The 18,708-nt window shown below is 55.3% G+C and carries 15 protein-coding genes; 11 read left to right on the plus strand and 4 right to left on the minus strand.

Annotated elements, in window-relative coordinates:
- The first annotated feature begins 205 nt into the window (after positions 1-205).
- Positions 206-1,060 carry a hypothetical protein gene (locus AC4IE8_RS02265; protein ID WP_490790215.1) on the plus strand — a complete coding sequence of 285 codons (855 nt, stop codon included), beginning with the start codon at positions 206-208 and terminating at the stop codon, positions 1,058-1,060.
- 103 nt (positions 1,061-1,163) lie between these two features.
- On the opposite strand, the gene AC4IE8_RS02270 is transcribed toward AC4IE8_RS02265, so the two are convergent.
- From AC4IE8_RS02270 to gatC, 4 genes are all read right to left on the minus strand, one after another.
- The gene (locus tag AC4IE8_RS02270) at positions 1,164-3,377 is read right to left on the minus strand and encodes a reprolysin-like metallopeptidase (RefSeq protein WP_490790216.1); all 2,214 of its coding nucleotides are present in this window, start codon (positions 3,375-3,377) and stop codon (positions 1,164-1,166) included.
- A 291-nt stretch (positions 3,378-3,668) separates the two neighbouring features.
- A complete protein-coding gene (gene gatB / locus AC4IE8_RS02275) occupies positions 3,669-5,102 on the minus strand; it encodes an Asp-tRNA(Asn)/Glu-tRNA(Gln) amidotransferase subunit GatB (RefSeq protein ID WP_490790217.1) in 1,434 nt (477 codons plus the stop codon).
- A 71-nt stretch (positions 5,103-5,173) separates the two neighbouring features.
- The gene (gene gatA, locus AC4IE8_RS02280) at positions 5,174-6,628 is read right to left on the minus strand and encodes an Asp-tRNA(Asn)/Glu-tRNA(Gln) amidotransferase subunit GatA (RefSeq protein ID WP_068989679.1); all 1,455 of its coding nucleotides are present in this window, start codon (positions 6,626-6,628) and stop codon (positions 5,174-5,176) included.
- Between the two features lie 53 nt (positions 6,629-6,681).
- Positions 6,682-6,969, minus strand: a complete 288-nt coding sequence (gene gatC / locus AC4IE8_RS02285) for an Asp-tRNA(Asn)/Glu-tRNA(Gln) amidotransferase subunit GatC (RefSeq protein WP_068989674.1) — start codon at positions 6,967-6,969, stop codon at positions 6,682-6,684.
- Positions 6,970-7,356: 387 nt separating this feature from the next.
- Between gatC and AC4IE8_RS02290 the strand changes: the two genes are divergently transcribed.
- The 10 genes from AC4IE8_RS02290 (at position 7,357) to AC4IE8_RS02335 (ending at position 18,708) form a co-directional block, all read left to right on the plus strand.
- Positions 7,357-8,178 (plus strand): DUF6502 family protein, encoded by an 822-nt coding sequence (locus AC4IE8_RS02290; protein ID WP_068989673.1) that lies wholly within the window; start codon positions 7,357-7,359, stop codon positions 8,176-8,178.
- Positions 8,171-9,550, plus strand: coding sequence for a DUF5666 domain-containing protein (locus AC4IE8_RS02295; RefSeq protein ID WP_490790218.1), 1,380 nt, complete (start codon positions 8,171-8,173; stop codon positions 9,548-9,550). The genes AC4IE8_RS02290 and AC4IE8_RS02295 overlap by 8 nt, the downstream gene beginning before the upstream one ends.
- Positions 9,551-9,822: 272 nt before the next feature.
- A complete protein-coding gene (locus AC4IE8_RS02300) occupies positions 9,823-10,872 on the plus strand; it encodes a rod shape-determining protein (RefSeq protein WP_083218177.1) in 1,050 nt (349 codons plus the stop codon).
- Positions 10,873-10,960: 88 nt separating this feature from the next.
- Entirely contained in the window at positions 10,961-11,854 is an 894-nt protein-coding gene (mreC, locus tag AC4IE8_RS02305; RefSeq protein WP_490790265.1) for a rod shape-determining protein MreC, read from the plus strand.
- Positions 11,851-12,339 carry a rod shape-determining protein MreD gene (gene mreD, locus AC4IE8_RS02310; protein ID WP_068989665.1) on the plus strand — a complete coding sequence of 163 codons (489 nt, stop codon included), beginning with the start codon at positions 11,851-11,853 and terminating at the stop codon, positions 12,337-12,339. Before mreC ends, mreD begins: the two co-directional genes overlap by 4 nt.
- 18 nt (positions 12,340-12,357) lie before the next feature.
- Entirely contained in the window at positions 12,358-14,202 is a 1,845-nt protein-coding gene (mrdA, locus tag AC4IE8_RS02315; RefSeq protein ID WP_068989663.1) for a penicillin-binding protein 2, read from the plus strand.
- A 296-nt stretch (positions 14,203-14,498) separates the two neighbouring features.
- Positions 14,499-15,542, plus strand: a complete 1,044-nt coding sequence (rodA, locus tag AC4IE8_RS02320) for a rod shape-determining protein RodA (protein WP_083226065.1) — start codon at positions 14,499-14,501, stop codon at positions 15,540-15,542.
- 5 nt (positions 15,543-15,547) lie between these two features.
- Positions 15,548-16,543, plus strand: a complete 996-nt coding sequence (gene mltB / locus AC4IE8_RS02325) for a lytic murein transglycosylase B (RefSeq protein ID WP_490790219.1) — start codon at positions 15,548-15,550, stop codon at positions 16,541-16,543.
- Between the two features lie 6 nt (positions 16,544-16,549).
- On the plus strand, positions 16,550-17,401 hold the full coding sequence (locus tag AC4IE8_RS02330; protein WP_068989657.1) for a septal ring lytic transglycosylase RlpA family protein: 852 nt from the start codon (positions 16,550-16,552) through the stop codon (positions 17,399-17,401).
- Between the two features lie 158 nt (positions 17,402-17,559).
- Positions 17,560-18,708, plus strand: coding sequence for a D-alanyl-D-alanine carboxypeptidase family protein (locus AC4IE8_RS02335; RefSeq protein ID WP_068989654.1), 1,149 nt, complete (start codon positions 17,560-17,562; stop codon positions 18,706-18,708).

Raw genomic sequence — 18,708 nt, forward strand, 5'->3', positions numbered from 1 at the left:
CCAGGGTGTTTCATGACGATCCTATATTCAACGATAAGGAGTATTGCACTCCGAACCAATCAATCGAAAAAGAGAGTATACCGATCAATCAACCCAAGTCTGCAAATAAACCGCACTCATTTAAGCTAGGGGAATCCCTAGTTACATGAAGTGATTGAATCAACTAAATTGAACAATATTAAGCGTTAACCAATCGACAGTTTTAATGTCCATGTTGTTACATCCAATCAGACATCTCCACCACCATCCGCAGCAACGCTGGCTCGTCTGTCGACCACAGAGCGCATTGCGTAGTGATAAAAACATGCAGCGAATCAGTAATCGACTGCAAAGCATTACGGATGATTATGGCGCTGAAGAACTGGCAGCAGGGTTCATCAATAGTTTCACTGATCACGCCTATGAGAGTCTGAATCAACAACTTTGCGACGCCTCCCTGCCCGGTTTCATACAGGATCAGTTGCGTGACACGATAAAAGACAACTGTGTAATATCGGACATCCCGACATCGCTGGCTTGTCGCAGCAAGACGGACACCCTCTGCAAGGAGTTTCTGCCACTGCAAAACCGGCCAACCACCACAAGTCTCAAGGCACCTGCAGTGGTTGAATACCAACAACAACCCAGTGCGGTTAACATCAATCCTCTACAGAACAGCTGGTCGTGGCAACACATACTCAGATTCATCTACGAAAAGATGGTGTTCAGATTGATCAGCAGTGGCAGCCCACAGGAAGCCAACGAAAAAACCATCAGTTGGCTGGTGGCACTCGCAGGTTCGTTTGCCGCCATACAGATTCAATTTCTGCAGGCCGCCATGGATAACCTAAACACCATGCAGGAGAATGTCAGTTTCTCCTGTAAGAGCCAGCAGGCGCTGGATGCCATGACCTGTGATGAAAGGGATTGCTATATCAACTTGCGGGATGACCACCGTAAAAAATTCATTACCGCGCAAACACACTACCGCGCCAATCTGCAGCTGTTCCGGCAAGCTACGCAGATGTTGAATACGCTGTTCAGTCTGTTCAGCAAGCCCTGTCGATATCGTGCATGCTGATCCAGCAGTCAACCCAAAAGGCTACCTGGTTATTGTCCAGTCCCAGCACAAGCTGTGGCTATTAACCCAACAACCAAGTCTGCCATGTTGATAATAAACAACCTCATGCCTGATGAATTCGCTGACGAATGGCGGCCAGGCTGAACAGCCCAAGCATCAGGTTAAGCAGCCACAACGAACCACCTCCCCCGGGACTGTCGAATTTTGTCGCCCCACCCGCATCGGTAAACAGTGTGCCGTGCTGCCGCGTTGTCCCATCCAAGGGTTTGCAGTCACTGGCAACCTCCTGTGAGCCACCTTGAATCGAAAAGTTCTGCGCGGACAGATTGAAGAACAGACCATCGGCACAGGCCAGCATCAGCCGCCCATGTTGTAAGCTAACATCGGGCAACTCGACCAATGCGGCACCACTATTGGGATAGCGTCCCAGGTTGAGAATCGTCAGACCAGGATCATGGTGATCACAATAGTTTGTCGGTAGATCGTTCTCATCCAGACTCATCAGCGTGATCACTACTTCGGTACAGCTCTGCTCGGTGCCGCCGGTCGACCATCGAATCGACTGACTGGAACCACTGTTGAATCGACCGCCGCCGTTGAGGGATCCACCGGTGACCTGGAAGCTGCCGGAACTGTCATCCACTTCGATAACCAGATCGTCGCTGGCCACCCCGGATTCACCATCCCGCACGGTGAGTCTGAAGTTGAGCTGACGGCTGCTGGTCGGCAATGTTTCACCGATATCCTCACTGCCGGCCAACAGGGTGCTGAGTCTCGGCAGGTAGCGAACCGGGGAGGTGGTCGGCAAAAAGGAGCGAAACAAGGGGTTATCCTGCTGATCGATATCGGTACCTATGGTATCCGCATCCGTAGCGCCACCCTCACCTCCGGCATCCATCTCATCCCACTGATAAGAGATGCTGTCTTCATCCGGATCCTCGGCTTGTGCAGTGAGTCGAAACGGGGTTCCGGCAGGAATAGTATGGATCCCATCCTCGCCAACGTCTCCCGCATCGACCATCGGCGCCTGGTTACCGGTGGAAACCAGCGTACCGCAGAGTCTACCGCTGCCCTGATTGATGTAGCTTCCCATCTCTTCGATGCTGAGAGCATGAAATGTGGCATCCGAGTTGGATTGTAGGTTCTCCTCCCCACAAATCCCGGCATAACTCATGATGGTCGACCCGCTGCCCGGCTCAACCGCCGCAAAGCCAACTCGATTGACACCACCACAATTGGCGGTTGTACCGTTGAATGTGTGGTTGGCATTCAATTGATGGCCCAGCTCATGGGCAACGAAATCGATGTAGAAAACATCGTTGTCAGGCTCAGAAGTACCGGTATAGGCCTGGGCTTTGAAGCTTTCACAGACCGAACCCACACTGGCCAGACCACCACCGAGAATACCGAACAGATGACCGATATCGTAATTGTCGTCACCCAGAGTAAAATCGAGGTTCTGCTGATTCTCAGTCAGCATGGTGGGGATCCCGCTGGGTGTATGGGTATAGGGATCCGAACTTGCATCGGTGTAGATGATCCGATCATTGTTACCCACCAGCTGAAACTGGATCGCCAGATCACGACCATAGATCTGGTTAACCCGGTTGATCGCCGTCACAATCTGGGCGAGGGTTTCAGTAACACTGCCGCCGAAGTAGGCGGAGTACTCCCCGGTTGCCGCCACGGCAAGCCGATAGATACGCCGCTGGTCACTGCTGTGGGTCTGCCGGCCGGCCCTGACAATCAGCGGATCCAATGGCTCACCGCTGATATGATGATCGAGCTGACAGATAGGCGGAGACTCAGTCAACTCGACAGATTTCGCGTAATCCGCTTTATAGAAGCTTCGATAGTTACCGCCCCGATCCGGATCGATATAGATGGTTCCGGATGGGGTGGTGAGCATGGCGTGAAAGCCTCTGGGGGTCAGATCAAGCCGCCCGGTCAGCTCCGGATTGCCCACTCCCCTGACACGATAGGTAGCGATCTCCGGATAGCGCTCCGCCAGGCTTGGGGCCATCACCGGCGATTGCTCTATCCAGCAGCGCACCATCTCGCCACCGGGCAGGGGGAGAGTGATTTGATGGCTGTTGCGGATCGTCAGCCCGGACTCGGCCGGTGCCTGAGAGAGTTGTGCTCGAAGGGCCGCTAGATCCGCCTCAAGGGCACGGTAGTAGCGCGGGGTTTCAACGACAGATCTGGCGGCATAGTCAGGTGGTGACAGATCCCGCCAGATAGCGGCCTCGGCAACCAGCGGCAAGAGAACAACAGGCCACAACCATCCACTGCTCTTAATGCTATGCCAAATCCGCATCGAACCTCCTTGAGTTAGGGACAGGGCCTGTTAACACCAATCGAATATGCCCTGCTGGGACTGTATTTGTGTCCAGCAAGGCAGAATGAGCGTGGTGTAGCTCGGCTACATGAGCAAATGATAACGCCGCTGAGTGCAAAAACAGACCCAGCCATTCGGGTTGCGCCTGAAAAAGCGCCACTCGGCGTTGCTCGTCACTCATTTGAAACCACCAAACTACACTCCTCGCGCCTTGATTGACGCTTTCTCAGGCGCAACAGGGCATTTTGGATTGGTGTTAACAGGCCCTAGTTAACCTTTCAGTTTTTTCAGCAGGATCTGGTTTACCTGACCTGGATTGGCTTTTCCCTGGGTCTGCTTCATTACCTGACCAACAAAAAATCCCAGCAACTTCTCCTTGCCTGCCTGAAACTGCGCCACCTGCTTAGGATTGGCGACGATAATCTCATCGATGATCGACTCGATCTGACCACTGTCGGTAATCTGCTTGAGCCCCTTGGCCTCGATCACCGTATCCGCATCCCCCTCACCCTGCCAGATGGCTTCAAACACCTGCTTTGCCAGCTTGCCTGAAATGGTGTTATCGGCGATACGCTTCAGCAAGCCACCCAGATGCTCCGCACTGACCGGTGAATCGGTCAACTCCAATCCGGCTTTGTTGAGTGCGCCGGCCAGCTCCACCGTGACCCAGTTGGCGGCGATCTTGGGATCGGCGCCGGTGGCGACAACCTGCTCGTAGTAGTCGGCCTGCTGACGACTCTGGGTAAGCAGCGTCGCATCGGTGTCAGAAAGCTGATAGTCGGTTACGAAGCGGGCTTTTTTCTGATCCGGCAGTTCCGGCATCCGTTCCCCTGCCTGTGCCAGTCGCTGCTCGGTGATCTCTACCGGCAACAGATCCGGATCGGGGAAATAGCGGTAGTCGTTGGCCTCCTCCTTGCTGCGCATGGAGCGGGTTTCATCCCGATCCGCATCATACAGGCGGGTCTCCTGGACAACCGTTTTACCGCTCTCAAGCAGATCGATCTGGCGCTCCCGCTCGAAATTCATCGCCCGCTCCAGAAAGCGGAAGGAGTTGATGTTCTTCAACTCGGTTCTGGTGCCGAGCTCCTGCAGACCTTTCGGTCGCATGGAGAGGTTGGCATCGACCCGGAAAGAGCCCTCCTGCATGTTGCCGTCACAGATCCCAAGATAGACCACCAGCTGATGAATCTTGCGGGCATAGGCGACCGCTTCCTTAATTGAACGCATATCCGGCTCGGAGACGATCTCCAGCAGCGGTGTACCGGCCCGGTTCAGATCGATCCCGCTCATACCGTGAAAGTCCTCATGCAGGGATTTGCCCGCATCCTCTTCCAGGTGAGCCCGGGTGATGCCGATCACTTTCTGTTGACCATCCTCCAGATCGATGGTCAGAGATCCCCGGCCAACGATCGGCAGTTCGAACTGACTGATCTGGTAGCCTTTCGGCAGATCGGGGTAGAAATAGTTTTTCCTGGCGAAGACAGAGCGTGAACCGATCTCCGCATCCACCGCCAGGCCGAACATCAGCGCCATGTCCACAGCCGCCTCGTTGAGTACCGGCAGCACACCGGGGAAACCCAGATCCACAATACAGGCCTGGCTATTCGGTTCTGCACCATAGGCGATGGAGGCGCCGGAGAAAATCTTCGATTTCGAAGCGAGTTGGGTATGTATTTCCAGGCCGATAACGGTTTCCCACTGCATATCTATAACTCTGTGTTGCGCTGATCTGTTTACTGTTGTTGATCGAATCTGCCGCCAGGCCGCCCGATCCTCTAATCCAATCCCTCGGGAATGAGCCGGTGCCAGCCAGTCTCCTGCTGAAACTTATGCGCCACATTCAGCAGCTTGGCCTCGGCAAAATAGTTTCCTATGAGCTGCAATCCCACCGGCAGTCCGTTCACTGGCTGAACCGGCATCGAAAGCCCAGGCAGACCAGCCAGATTGGCCGCGATGGTGTAGATATCATTCAGGTACATGGTCACCGGATCATCGGTCTTCTCACCCAGTTTGAAGGCGGGCGCCGGGGTGGCTGGCCCCATGATCACATCGACCTGTTCAAATGCCTGTTTGAAATCGTCCGAAATCAGATGACGGGTCTTCTGCGCTTTCAGATAGTAGGCGTCATAGTAGCCTGCAGAGAGTGCGTAGGTGCCGATCATGATGCGCCGCTTCACCTCAGCGCCGAAAGCTTCACCCCGTGAGCGCTTATAGAGATCCTCAAGATCCTTCGGATTGTCGCACCGGTAGCCGAACCGGGCGCCATCGAAACGGGACAGATTGGATGAACACTCGGCCGGAGCGACCACATAGTAGGTCGGTACCGCCATGGCACTGTTGGGCAGGCTGATCTCAACCACCTCGGCCCCCAGTCCCTTGTAGACTGCCAATGCCGCTTCAATGGAAGTCCTGACATCCCCATCCAGCCCCTCTCCGAAATACTCCTTCGGCAGGCCGATTTTCAACCCGGCCAGGGAGTCGTTCAGACTGGCCGAATAGTCGGGTACCGGATGATCCGCACTGGTCGAGTCGCGAGGATCGAATCCGGCCATCGCCTGCAGCATCAGGGCGGCATCCTCAGCAGTGGCGGTCATTGGACCGGCCTGATCGAGACTCGATGCAAAAGCGATCATGCCAAATCGGGAGATACGGCCGTAGGTCGGCTTCAAACCGGTGATACCGCAGAGTGCGGCTGGCTGTCGTATCGAACCACCGGTATCGGTACCGGTAGCCGCCGCTGCCATGCGTGCCGCAACGGCGGCAGCCGAACCACCGGAAGAGCCGCCTGGCACCCGCTCGTTATCCCAGGGGTTGTGCACATTCCCGTAGAAACTGGTCTCGTTGGAGGAGCCCATGGCGAACTCATCCATATTCGCCTTACCCAGTGAGACAACACCGGCCTGTTTCAGTTTTGTCACCACGGTAGCATCGTAGGGCGAGATAAAGTTGTCCAACATCCTTGAACCACAGCTGGTCTTCACACCCTGGGTACAGAAGATATCCTTTTGCACGATGGGAATACCGGTCAATGGACCCGCATCACCGGCTTTCAACTTCTCATCAGCCACGGCCGCTTCAGCCAGAGCCTGTTCTGCCGTGGTGGTAATGAAGGCATTGATGTTCCCATCCAGACGCTCGATCCGTTCGAGAAAATGGCCTGTCAACTCAACACTGGAGAACTCACCGGCTTTCAATCCGGCAGCCAGCTCAACAATCGTTTTTTTATGCATGGTTAGACTTCATTGACTGTGAATAGCGCTAAGAACTCGAGGGTCAGTTAACACTACTCGATTACCTTGGGTACCAGATACAGCCCGTTTTCAACCAGCGGGGCAACAGCCTGATTCTGATTACGACGATCCGGCTCGGTAACCTGATCCTCACGCAGCCGCTGGGCCATATGCAGCGGGTGAGCCATCGGCTCGATATTATCGGTATCCGCCGCCTCAAGCTGTTCGACCAGAGCAAGAATATTGCTCAATTCGGCCGCGTAGCCTTCCACCTGGTTTTCATCCAGCGCCAAACGCGCCAGATGAGCAATCTTTTCAACATCGGAACGATCTAATGACATCCAGCTGATTCCTGGTTAGAAAAACTGGGGAATCTACCATACTCTGGACGGCGGTTACATGGCGAACCAGCTAGCATCATTCCTAAATTGCCCGGAAAACGGGATTTGAGTCATCCGGCTCACCCTGGCCGAGTCAGAATATTGTCAATTTTGTGATTGTAATTCCGTTTTACCTCTTTGAAATACCATCTATAATTCACTAATAGGTCTAGTTGGGATAATATTCCCAACCAGGGGATGAAAGACCAAATCAATAATCCTGGCCTGTCATCGGATGATGTTTGGGGAAAATTGACCAGAATCGATAAATATCAAAGACTTTTCGAGCTATTTGGGATTAGAGTGAAGCCTGATATAGATCGTAAATCGGGTTAGTGAGACGTCAAAATGGATGAAAACCGTAAAATACTTACCGCCTCTATCCTGAAATTGCTGCGGCCGCTCGTCAGGCTGATGTTGCGCAATGGTTTCACCTATGGTGACTTTGCCGACCTAAGTAAATGGACGTTTATGGATGTCGCCTCGAAAGAGTTTGGCATTCCCGGCCGCAAACAGACCGTATCCCGTGTCTCCGTGATCACCGGCCTGACCCGCAAAGAGGTCAGCCGATTGCAGAAGATCGATACCCCGGACGACAGCGCCATCGCCCATCAGTACAACCGGGCGGCCAGAGTCATCTCAGGCTGGCTCAGAGACAAGCGCTTCACCAACAAGAAAGGGGAACCTGCAGCACTGGAATTCGACAAGGGCAAAAACAGCTTCAGTGACCTGGTGCGTGAACACAGTGGTGATGTGCCACCCCGGGCAATCTATGACGAACTGCTGAGGGTGGGCACCATTGCGAAGAATGAGTCCGGCAGGATCACCTTGCTCAGTGACGGTTATATTCCACGCACCGGCGAGACCGGCAAACTGCATATACTGGGTACCGACGTGGAGTTGCTGATTGACACGATTGATCACAATCTACAGACTGGCGCCCAGTCACCTCTTTTCCAACGTAAAGTTTCCTATGACAATCTACCGGCGGAGGCCATTCCGGAGTTTCGCAATTTGAGCGCTGAAAAGTCACAGGCGCTACTGCTGGAGTGCGATAAATACCTCTCGCAACACGATCGGGACGTCACTTCCGAGAGCGAGGGAACCGGGCGAAAACAGGCTGGCATAGGCATCTACTATTTCGAAAAGGATGTACAGCGAAATGACTAGCTTGAACAGGTTAATCTCCCCACTTGTCTGTGCGGTTTGTATTACCGCACTCTACAGCTGTGGCGGCGGTGGTGGCGGCTCCCAGGTTGCTGATGGCGGCATCGGCGGCACCGGTGTATCCCAAGGTAGGGTAACTGGGTTTGGGTCGATCTTCGTCAACGGCATCGAATATGAGACGGACAATGCCAGCTTCACGGTAAACAACAGTGATGGCAACCAGGATGACCTGGCCATCGGCATGGTGGTAGTCATCAATGGCAGCAGCGACCAGACCAGCGCCACCGGTGAAGCAGAGAGCGTTGAGTATGACAGCCTGATCGAAGGCGTTGTCGACAGTAACGACGTCGCTACCAACAATACACTCACCATCATGAACCAGACCATCATAGTCGACGCCGAGACGGTTTATGAAAACCCCTTCGATGCCACCACATTGGCCGATCTTCCTGTAAACAGCGTCGTCGAGGTGAGCGGTTTCACCGATGGCAACGGGGATATACTGGCAACCCGCATCGAAGTGGAGTCCCTGGGTTGGTCAGGTGATAGCCTGGAGGTGTCCGGAGTGGTGATGAACATCTCCGGCAGTCAGTTCCAGATCGGCAATCTGACCATTGAGGCGGGTTCACTTACCATCCCGGATGAAGGCACCTTTGTCGAAGTTGAAGGTGATAGCTTTATTGGTGGCGTGTTCGAAGCTGATTCCATAGAAATCGAAGGGGATGGCACCAATCAGGTTGCCGACGACGGGGACGAAGTCGAAATCGAAGGGCGCATTACCACCGCCCTCGACAACCAGGACCAATTTGCCTTGAACGGCCAGATCGTGGATGCCTCGAATACCCCATTCAGCGGCCAGACCAGCCAGCTGACGGTTGGTCGTATTGCCGAGGTTGACGGCGTCATGGAGGGCACAATCCTGATAGCCGAAAAGATCGAGCTCAAGGCAGAACAGTCGGAGAAGGGCGAAATCGCCGGAATCCTCGGTGTTGACAATGTGGATAGTTCTGCCGGAACCATCACCCTGCTGGGACAGACGATTCAGGTCACCAGCTCCACCATCATGGAGAGCGACCTGGAGGATGAAGACAGTTTCACCCTGGCGCAGCTCGTATCCACCGACTACCTGGAAGCCAAGGTATTCAGTGACAACGGACAGCTGATCGCCACCAAGTTGAAAAGGGAACGGGCACCGGAAAACCACAACGCGGAAGTTGAAGGCATGCCCGAGTTCATCGATGAGACCACCATCCGGGTGTTCGGGGTATTGGTCGACACATCAAACCTGGAGTATGAGTTCTCGGAGCAGAGGATCGAGGTCGAGGGGGACTTCGCCAACAGTGTACTGACCGCCAGCAAGATCGAAGAGGATTGATTCCAGCGCATTCCTGCCTGGGAGAGGAACTCCCCTCCTGGGCAGGCAGTATCCAGACTGGAACTCCGGAATACTCCGTTTATGACTTAAAAAAGGTGAATTCTGCCGGATTCACCATCCCCATTCTTGCTCATCTCCTGTACCATTGATAGATTAGCCGTCTTTTGGTTTAACCAGGTTCATCGAGTCGGGCGCACTACCTATCATGTTGCCTTCTCGAGCCCAGGATAAACTCCCCTATCAACCACTGACACGAGAAGACAAAGAGATCCATGCTGTTCAGACGCATCCGTGGCATATTTTCCAATGACCTTTCCATCGACCTGGGTACAGCCAACACCTTAATCTATGCCCGGGGCCAGGGCATTGTGCTCAACGAACCCTCCGTTGTTGCGATTCGCCAAGACAGAGGACCGGGCGGTGCGAAGTCGGTGGTGGCGGTCGGTGAAGACGCCAAGAAGATGCTTGGCAGAACCCCGGCGAATATTACTGCCATCCGACCGATGAAGGAGGGCGTGATTGCCGATTTCACGGTTACCGAGAAGATGCTTCAGTACTTCATCCACAAGGTACATGAATCCCGCATCATCCGCCCCAGCCCTCGGGTCCTGGTTTGTGTTCCCTGCGGCTCCACCCAGGTTGAAAGGCGCGCCATCAAAGAGTCAGCCGCAGGTGCAGGCGCCCGTGAAGTCTATCTGATCGAAGAACCCATGTCGGCGGCAATCGGTGCAGGTTTACCGGTCGATGAGGCGCGCGGATCGATGGTTCTGGACATCGGCGGCGGCACTTCCGAAGTGGCGATCATCTCATTGAACGGTATCGTTTACGCCAACTCCGTCAGAGTCGGCGGTGATCGCTTCGATGATGCGATCGTCAACTACGTTCGGCGCAACTATGGCACCCTGATTGGTGAAGCCACCGCTGAGCGGGTGAAACATGAAATCGGTTCCGCCTACCCCGGCAATGAAGTGAAAGAGATCGATGTCAAAGGACGCAATCTTGCAGAAGGCATTCCGCGCAGTTTCACCCTCAACAGCAATGAAATTCTCGAGGCTCTGCAGGAGCCCCTGTCCGGTATTGTCGGGGCAGTGAAGACCGCGCTGGAGCAGACACCGCCCGAACTCGGCGCCGACGTTGCCGAACGTGGCATCGTACTGACCGGTGGCGGCGCCCTGCTCAAGGATATCGACCGCCTGCTGCAGGAGGAGACTGGCCTGCCGGTGATTGTGGCGGAAGATCCACTGACCTGTGTCGCCCGCGGTGGCGGCCGGGCATTAGAGCTGATCGATGAACGGGGTGGTGAGTTTTTCATGGTTGACTAATGTCACCTCAGCTGCCCTGACGTGCCGTGAACTGTACGTCTGAGCGATTGCAGTAGACACATTACGGAGTCATTCAGCCATTAAACTGATCTTCACACAGGGTGCTTCGATTACCACAAGGCTGGTGGTGGCCGCCCTCATGTCTGTCTCATTGATGGTGCTGGACCATCGCTATAACCATCTGGAATCCCTAAGATCCGCACTCTCCGTGCTGCTCTACCCTGTCCAGTACCTGGCCAGCCTGCCGCTGCTACTGAGCGAATCCGCCAGTGACGCCATCATCAGCCGCAGCGAGCTGGAAGATCAGCGGGAAAGATTGCACCAGGAGAACCTGCAGTTACGTGCCAGGCTCCAGAAATTTGAGGCCCTGGAAGCGGAAAACATGCGCCTGAGAGGGCTGCTCGACTCCTCATTCAAAGTGGGGGATCGGGTTTTGATCGCTGAAATCATTGCGGTTGAGCAGGATCCATTCCGCCAGCAGGTCTTGATCAACAAAGGTAAAAACTCCGGTCTTTTCGAAGGCCAGCCTGTACTCGATGCCCATGCGGTGGTCGGCCAGGTCACCCACATCACACCATTCAATGCCAGCGTATTACTCATCACGGATGCCGCCCATGCGCTCCCCATCCAGGTCAATCGTAACGGTCTGCGTACCATTGCGCTGGGCACCGGCCTGATCAACCGGCTGGAGCTGCCTCACCTGCCGAACAACGCGGATATCCAGGTGGGCGATCTGTTGATCACCTCCGGGCTCGGCGGCGGCTTTCCACCGGGTTACCCGGTGGCGGAGGTCATCGAAGTGAGGCGCGAACCCGGTCAGCCATTCGCCTCGGTTATCGCCCAGACCACCGCACACCTGGACCGAATCCGGGAAGTTCTGCTGGTCTGGACCCTCGATCCTGACAGCACCATCGAATCACAACAACAGCGTGCATCCGCTGACGATCAGGAAGAGACTGCAGCGTCTCAGGAGGAACCATGATCAGTCAGCCTCAGAACCGTAGCTCAGTGATCTATCTCAGCCTGCTTGTCGGGTTTATTCTGACCATCATGCCGCTGCCCGAGTGGGCCAATACCTTTCGTCCCCAGTGGGTGGCGCTGATTCTGATCTACTGGTGCATGACCATGCCGGAGCGCATCGGGGTCGGGATGGGCTGGAGCACCGGATTCCTGCTCGATGTCCTGACCGGCACCCTGCTCGGCCAGCACGCCCTCGGCTTTTCCGTGGTTGCCTACCTGATGCTGAGGCTGCATCTGCGGGTTCGGGTGATACCTTTGCGGCAACAGGTATTCACCATTTTCATCCTGTTGCTGGTTGAACGGCTGCTTGCACTCTGGTCCACCGGTGCCGCCAACTACCCGACCCCATCCCTCTGGTACTGGGTAACCCCTGTGGTCAGCACCCTGCTGTGGCCCTGGATCTATATTATATTGCGGGACATCAGTCACCGCTTTCACGTCAGCTGATCCTGGAGAACGCCACCGGTGCCTCAATCCTCACTCAAGGACTATCTGCACGAGAGCCAGCTTTTCCTGGGAAGAGCAATCGTCTCCGGCACCCTGGTGATCCTGGCCCTGGTGGCGCTGGTCGGACGACTGTTTTTTCTGCAGGTGGAGAATCATGAACACTTCACTACCCTCTCCCAGGACAACCGGGTCAAGCTCGAACCGCTACCACCCACGCGGGGGCTGATCTTCGATCGCAACGGCGCCATACTGGCGCAGAACCTGCCGGCATACAGTCTGGAGATCATTCCGGAGAAGACCAGGAACTTAACAGAGACCATCGAGCAAATCGGCGAGATCATCTCCATTACCGAAGATGACATCCAACGCTTTCACCGTTTACGCAAACAGCGCCGACGTTTCGACAGCATCCCGATCCGAGTCCGCCTGCAGGAGGACGAAGTCGCGCGCATCGCGGTACACCGCCACCGATTTCCCGGTGTGGATGTCAAAGCGACCCTGCTCAGAGACTATCCCCAAGGCTTGCAGACCGCCCATCTGCTCGGTTACGTGGGGCGGATCAATGAGAAAGAGCTGCAGCTCATCGATACCTCCAACTACAGTGGCACCGATTTTATCGGTAAGAATGGCGTGGAGAAGAGCTACGAAAGTCTGCTGCACGGGGCTGTGGGTCTGCAGCAAGTTGAGGTGAATGCCAAAGGCCGGGTGCTGAGGGTATTGGAAAACCAACCACCACAACCGGGTAACGACCTGCAGCTTTTTCTCGACATGAGACTGCAATCCACCGCCCTGGAGGCGCTGGGTGAATACAATGGCGCGGTTGTGGCGATCGATATTGAGACCGGTGGTGTTCTGACCATGGTAAGCAAGCCGGGTTACAATCCCAATCTGTTTGTCGAAGGGATCAGCAGCAGAGACTACCGGGCGCTGGAGGAATCCCCTGACAACCCACTCTTCAACCGGGCCATCCGCGGTCAATATCCACCGGGATCGACAGTAAAGCCCTTCATCGGCCTTGCCGGCCTGGAATACGATGTGGTGGGGTTTTATCAGGAGACATACTGCCCCGGCTACTATCAACTACCCGGCAAGGACCATAAATACCGGGACTGGAAAAAGTGGGGACACGGCAAGGTCGATATGGCGAAAGGTATTATCGAGTCCTGCGATGTCTACTACTACGAACTGGCCAGAACACTGGGCATAGACCGTCTCTACGAGTTTCTTACCGGTTTCGGTTTCGGCATACCCTCCAGGGTCGACCTGGATGGGGAGCTGTCCGGCCTGATGCCGAGCCGGGAGTGGAAACAGAGTAAGCGGCGGGAACCCTGGTACCCGGGTGAGACCCTGATTGTCGGCATTGGCCAGGGCTATTTCCTGGCAACTCCACTACAGCTGGCCTCAGCAACCGCCACCCTGGCCAATCGGGGTCACCGGATTCGTCCCCGGGTGGTGGCCACCATCGAAGGTCCGGATGGGGAGAAAAGAGACAGCCCGCTGATCGAGGATGTACTCCATCAGCTCGACCCGGAACACTGGAATCAAGTGATCGACGCCATGACCCAGGTGGTCGAGGGGCAACGGGGAACAGCCAGATCGATCTATACCAGCAACTACCGGATTGCCGGCAAAACCGGAACCGCCCAGGTATTTAGTATCAAACAGGATGAGGAGTATGATGAAGAGACTGTGGCCAAGCGAAAGCGCGACCATGCGCTGTTTGTCGCCTTCGCCCCGGTGGAGAATCCGCAAATCGCCATTGCGGTGGTGGTTGAAAACGGCGGGCACGGTGGCTCGGTAGCCGCCCCGATCGCTCGTAAGGTCATGGATCGTTATCTGGTCGACACACCTCAGGCTAACTAGTGTCGTGTCCTATACAAATCATACATTTAGACGAGGCATACCATAAGTTGGTGTTTAAATCCCTTACCTCGCCCTGCGGGAAGCCACACAAGCCACAATTGCGACGTTGCACCCCTTGGAAAGGGAACAGCCATTCCCTGCGGGCTGCGTCTTGCACTCGCGGCTTGAGTGGCTTTCTAATTGCACGATTTATATAGGACACGACACTCGTGGCAAAACCCCATATCACATTTCACGAGTCACAGCCGGCCAAGGCCCAGGGCCTGCTTGCCTGGCTGCATATCGATCTGCCGCTGATGATCGCACTGCTGTTACTGGTCGGTATCGGTCTGGCGATCCTTTTCAGTGCCGGCGACAAGGAGATGGTGCTGCTGCATAAACAGTTGATCCGACTCGGTTTCGGTTTTGCAGTGATGGTGGTATTGGCACAGATCCACCCAGATAATTTTCGCCGCTGGTCTCCCTGGCTGTATGGCTTGGGAATCCTCTTTCTGGTACTGGTGATTCTGTTCGGCGAACTGGGCAAAGGGGCCCAACGGTGGCTCGATTTGGGGTTCGTTCGCTTCCAGCCATCAGAGATGTTCAAGTTGACCCTGCCGATGCTGATCGCCTGGTATCTGGCGGAACAGCGACTCCCCCCCTCCCCTTCAAGGTTGATCGCTGCTGCCCTGTTCACCGTGCTGCCGGTGATATTGATCGCCAAGCAACCTGACCTGGGCACCGCACTGCTGGTCGGCTCAGGCGGTGCTTTTGCCCTCTTTCTTGCCGGTATAAGCTGGCGCCTGATTGCTGTCGGCGGGATCCTGATGGCTGCCATGGGGCCGGTGACCTGGTATCTGATGCACGACTACCAGCGCCAACGGGTACTGACCTTTCTCAATCCCGAGAGTGATCCGTTAGGCACCGGTTACCACATCATACAGTCGAAAATCGCCATCGGATCCGGAGGCATCAGCGGCAAAGGCTGGCTCAACGGCACCCAGTCACACCTCGAATTTCTCCCGGAACGACATACCGATTTCATCTTCGCCGTGATCTCGGAAGAGTTCGGCTTGGTGGGTGTGGTTGCACTGTTGATGCTCTACCTGTTCATCATTCTGCGCGGTCTCTATATCGCATCCCAAGCCCAGGATACCTTTGGCCGTATCCTGGCCGGTGCACTCTCCCTGATTTTTTTCGTCTACCTTTTTGTGAATGCGGGCATGGTTACCGGTTTACTGCCCGTTGTCGGTGTACCCTTACCCTTGATCAGCTACGGCGGAACTTCCCTGGTGACCATTCTGGCGAGCTTCGGTATCCTGATGTCCATACAGACCCATAAAAAACTGCTACCCACTTAAAGAATATGAAGCGAATAACGACACAAATCACGCTCTTTCTGCTCATCAGCCTGTCAAATCTGGCCTGCGCCCACACACCTCAGATGAAGGCGGAGTTCAGAGCCTTCGCCGATGAGATGGCAAACAAGCACGGTTTCCAGGCAGCCGAGGTTGATCAACTGCTGCTGAAGACCCGCTTCAGGGACGATATCATCGCCGCCATCACTCGACCGGCAGAGTCAAAAGCCTGGTATCAGTACCGCCCGATCTTTCTCAAGCCCGACCGGGTTGCCGGCGGCATCGACTTCTGGCATGAAAACGCCGCGCTGCTGGAGCAGGCCTATCAGACCTACGGTGTCCCCCCTGAGATCATTGTCGCGATCATCGGGGTGGAGACCCGGTATGGCCGGCATACCGGCAAATATAAGGTAGTCGACTCACTCACCACGCTGGCGTTCGGCTATCCGAAACGGGCCAAGTTCTTCCGCAAGGAGCTGGAACAGTTCTTACTGTTGAGCCGGGAAGAACGGGTCGACCCCTACACAGCCCTGGGCTCCTATGCTGGCGCCATGGGCAAACCCCAATTCATCTCCAGCAGCTACCGCCGCTACGCCGTGGATGGCAATGCGGACAACAAACGGGACCTGTGGAACAGTAACGCCGACATCATTGCCAGTGTGGCCAACTACTTCAAGGTTCACGGCTGGCAGAAGGATCAGCCGATCACCAGACAGGTGCAGGGCAGTGGAGATCTGCAGAAGTTTGTGGAGGCCGGCATGAAACCGAGCATCAAGGTGTCAGAGCTGATTGCTGCCGGGGTGAAACCCCTGGATCAGCTGCCGCTCGATGCTGAGGCTCAGACCAGCCTGATCAAGCTGGAGGCGGGAAACCATCAGCAGTATTGGCTGGGGCTGGATAACTTCTATGTCATCACCCGTTACAACCACAGCAATCTCTACGCCATGGCCGTCTATCAATTGAGCCAGGAGATTCTCGCGGCGAAACAGGCCAGCCGCCGGTAATCGACGATGATCAGCCCGAGTCAGCCGGTTCTCACACTCTACCGTATATTGCTTTGTCTCGGCTTGGTGATCCTGGCCGGCTGCAGCAGCTCACCAGGCAGCCGCACCAGCCAATCCGATGGGGTGAGCCCTTACCATCCGCCACCAGCCGACATAGCGGCAATTCCCGACGCCACCCCCAGAGATGAACCAAAGAGCAAGTACGGTAACCCAAACAGCTACGTGGTATTCGGTAAACGCTACTACACGCTGTCAAACAGCCAGGACTACAACGCCCGCGGGATAGCCTCCTGGTATGGCAGCAAGTTTCACGGCCAGCGCACCAGCAGTGGTGAGCCCTACGACATGTACGCCATGACGGCAGCCCACAAGAGCCTGCCTCTGCCGAGCTATGTGCGGGTCACCAACCTGAGGAACAACCGCAGCGTGGTGGTCAAAGTCAACGATCGGGGTCCGTTCCATGACAATCGGCTGATCGATCTCTCCTACACCGCCGCCTGGAAACTGGGCATCATCGGTGAAGGGACCGGGTTGGTGGAGGTCACCGCACTGCAAGCGGATTCCACCGAACCGGCGCCAACCAGCGTCGTGGTCACGCCAGCTCGTCTGAAGACACAGAGACTGCCCGAGCTTTTTCTTCAGGTCGGGGCCTTCGGTGATTCACAAAATGCACAGCGATTGAAACAACGGCTGGAGGAACAATTGAAGACCAGTGTACTCATACAGGGAGACAACGCCGTTGCGAAACGGGTCTACCGGGTCCAGGTAGGGCCGATCGCAAGTGTCGAGCTGGCGGATCACCTTAGCCAGAGGCTCAGTCAGCTGGGTATCGAAAATCCCCATGTTGTGATTCGTTAATCGCTTGCTCTAACAAATCCTAAAAAAGCCGGAAAACTCTCCTGTGTGGCACCTGCCGAGATCTGATCTCAGCTGACATCTGAACAGATCCAACAATAGGCAACTCAATCCAAGTTCAATACAATAGACTGTAATTATCGACAGAATTATCCATACCCATGTATCAACCCAAACGAATCTACAATCTCATTGCAAGCGGCCTGTTGGCGCTCTTCACCCTATCCGTAAATGCCGCTGTACCCTTACCGGCACCTCCGGAGGTCTCAGCCACCGGCTATCTGCTGGTCGATTTCCACAGTGGCAAGGTACTCGCTGAACGGGATGCGGACAAACGCCTGGAACCCGCCAGTCTGACAAAAATCATGACGGCCTACACCGTGTTTCGTGAGCTGCAGCAGGGCAACATCACCCTGGAAGACCAGGTGCTGGTCAGTGAGAAGGCCTGGCGGACTCCCGGCTCCCGGATGTTTATCGAGGTCGGCAAGAAGGTCAAACTGCTTGATCTGATCAAAGGCATGATCATCCAGTCGGGTAACGACGCCTGTGTCGCCCTGGCCGAGCACATTGCCGGCAGTGAAGGGACCTTCGCCGAATTGATGAACACCCATGCGACTCGTCTCGGCATGACCCACACCAACTTCGTCAACTCCACCGGCCTGCCCCATGAAAACCACTACACGACCCCGGCGGATATCGCCAAAGTGGCGATTGCGACGATTGGCGAGTTCCCGGAATACTATCCCTGGTACAAAGAGAAATCCTTTCTTTTTAACGATATAGAACAACACAATCGTAACAAACTGCTGTGGCGCGACAACAGTGTGGACGGTATGAAAACCGGCCACACCGAAGGTGCCGGTTACTGTCTGGTGGCCTCCGCCCTGAAGGAGAACATGCGTCTGGTTTCTGTGGTGATGGGCACCAAAGGCGAAGAGGCCAGAGCCCAGGCGAGCCAGAGCCTGTTGAACTACGGTTTCCGTTTCTTTGAAACCCATCAGCTGTATGCCGCGGGTGAAACCCTCAATCGGGTTAGAATCTGGAAAGGAGAGCGAGAGAAGCTCCCGCTGGGACTGAGTGAAGACCTGAGTGTGACCATACCCCGCCACCAATACAAAAACCTTGATGCCAGCCTGGAGATCGATCCAAAAATCATGGCCCCGGTTGCCGAAGGCCAACCCCTCGGCAAGGTGAGCGTGACGCTGAATGGTGAACCGGTCAGCTCTGCCACACTGGTCTCTTTGAAGGGTATCGCTGAAGGCAATCTATGGCAGCAGATCAAAGACAGCGCCCTACTTTGGCTGGAGTGA

The sequence above is a fragment of the Candidatus Thiodiazotropha sp. AKAK2 genome, assembly GCF_058244685.1.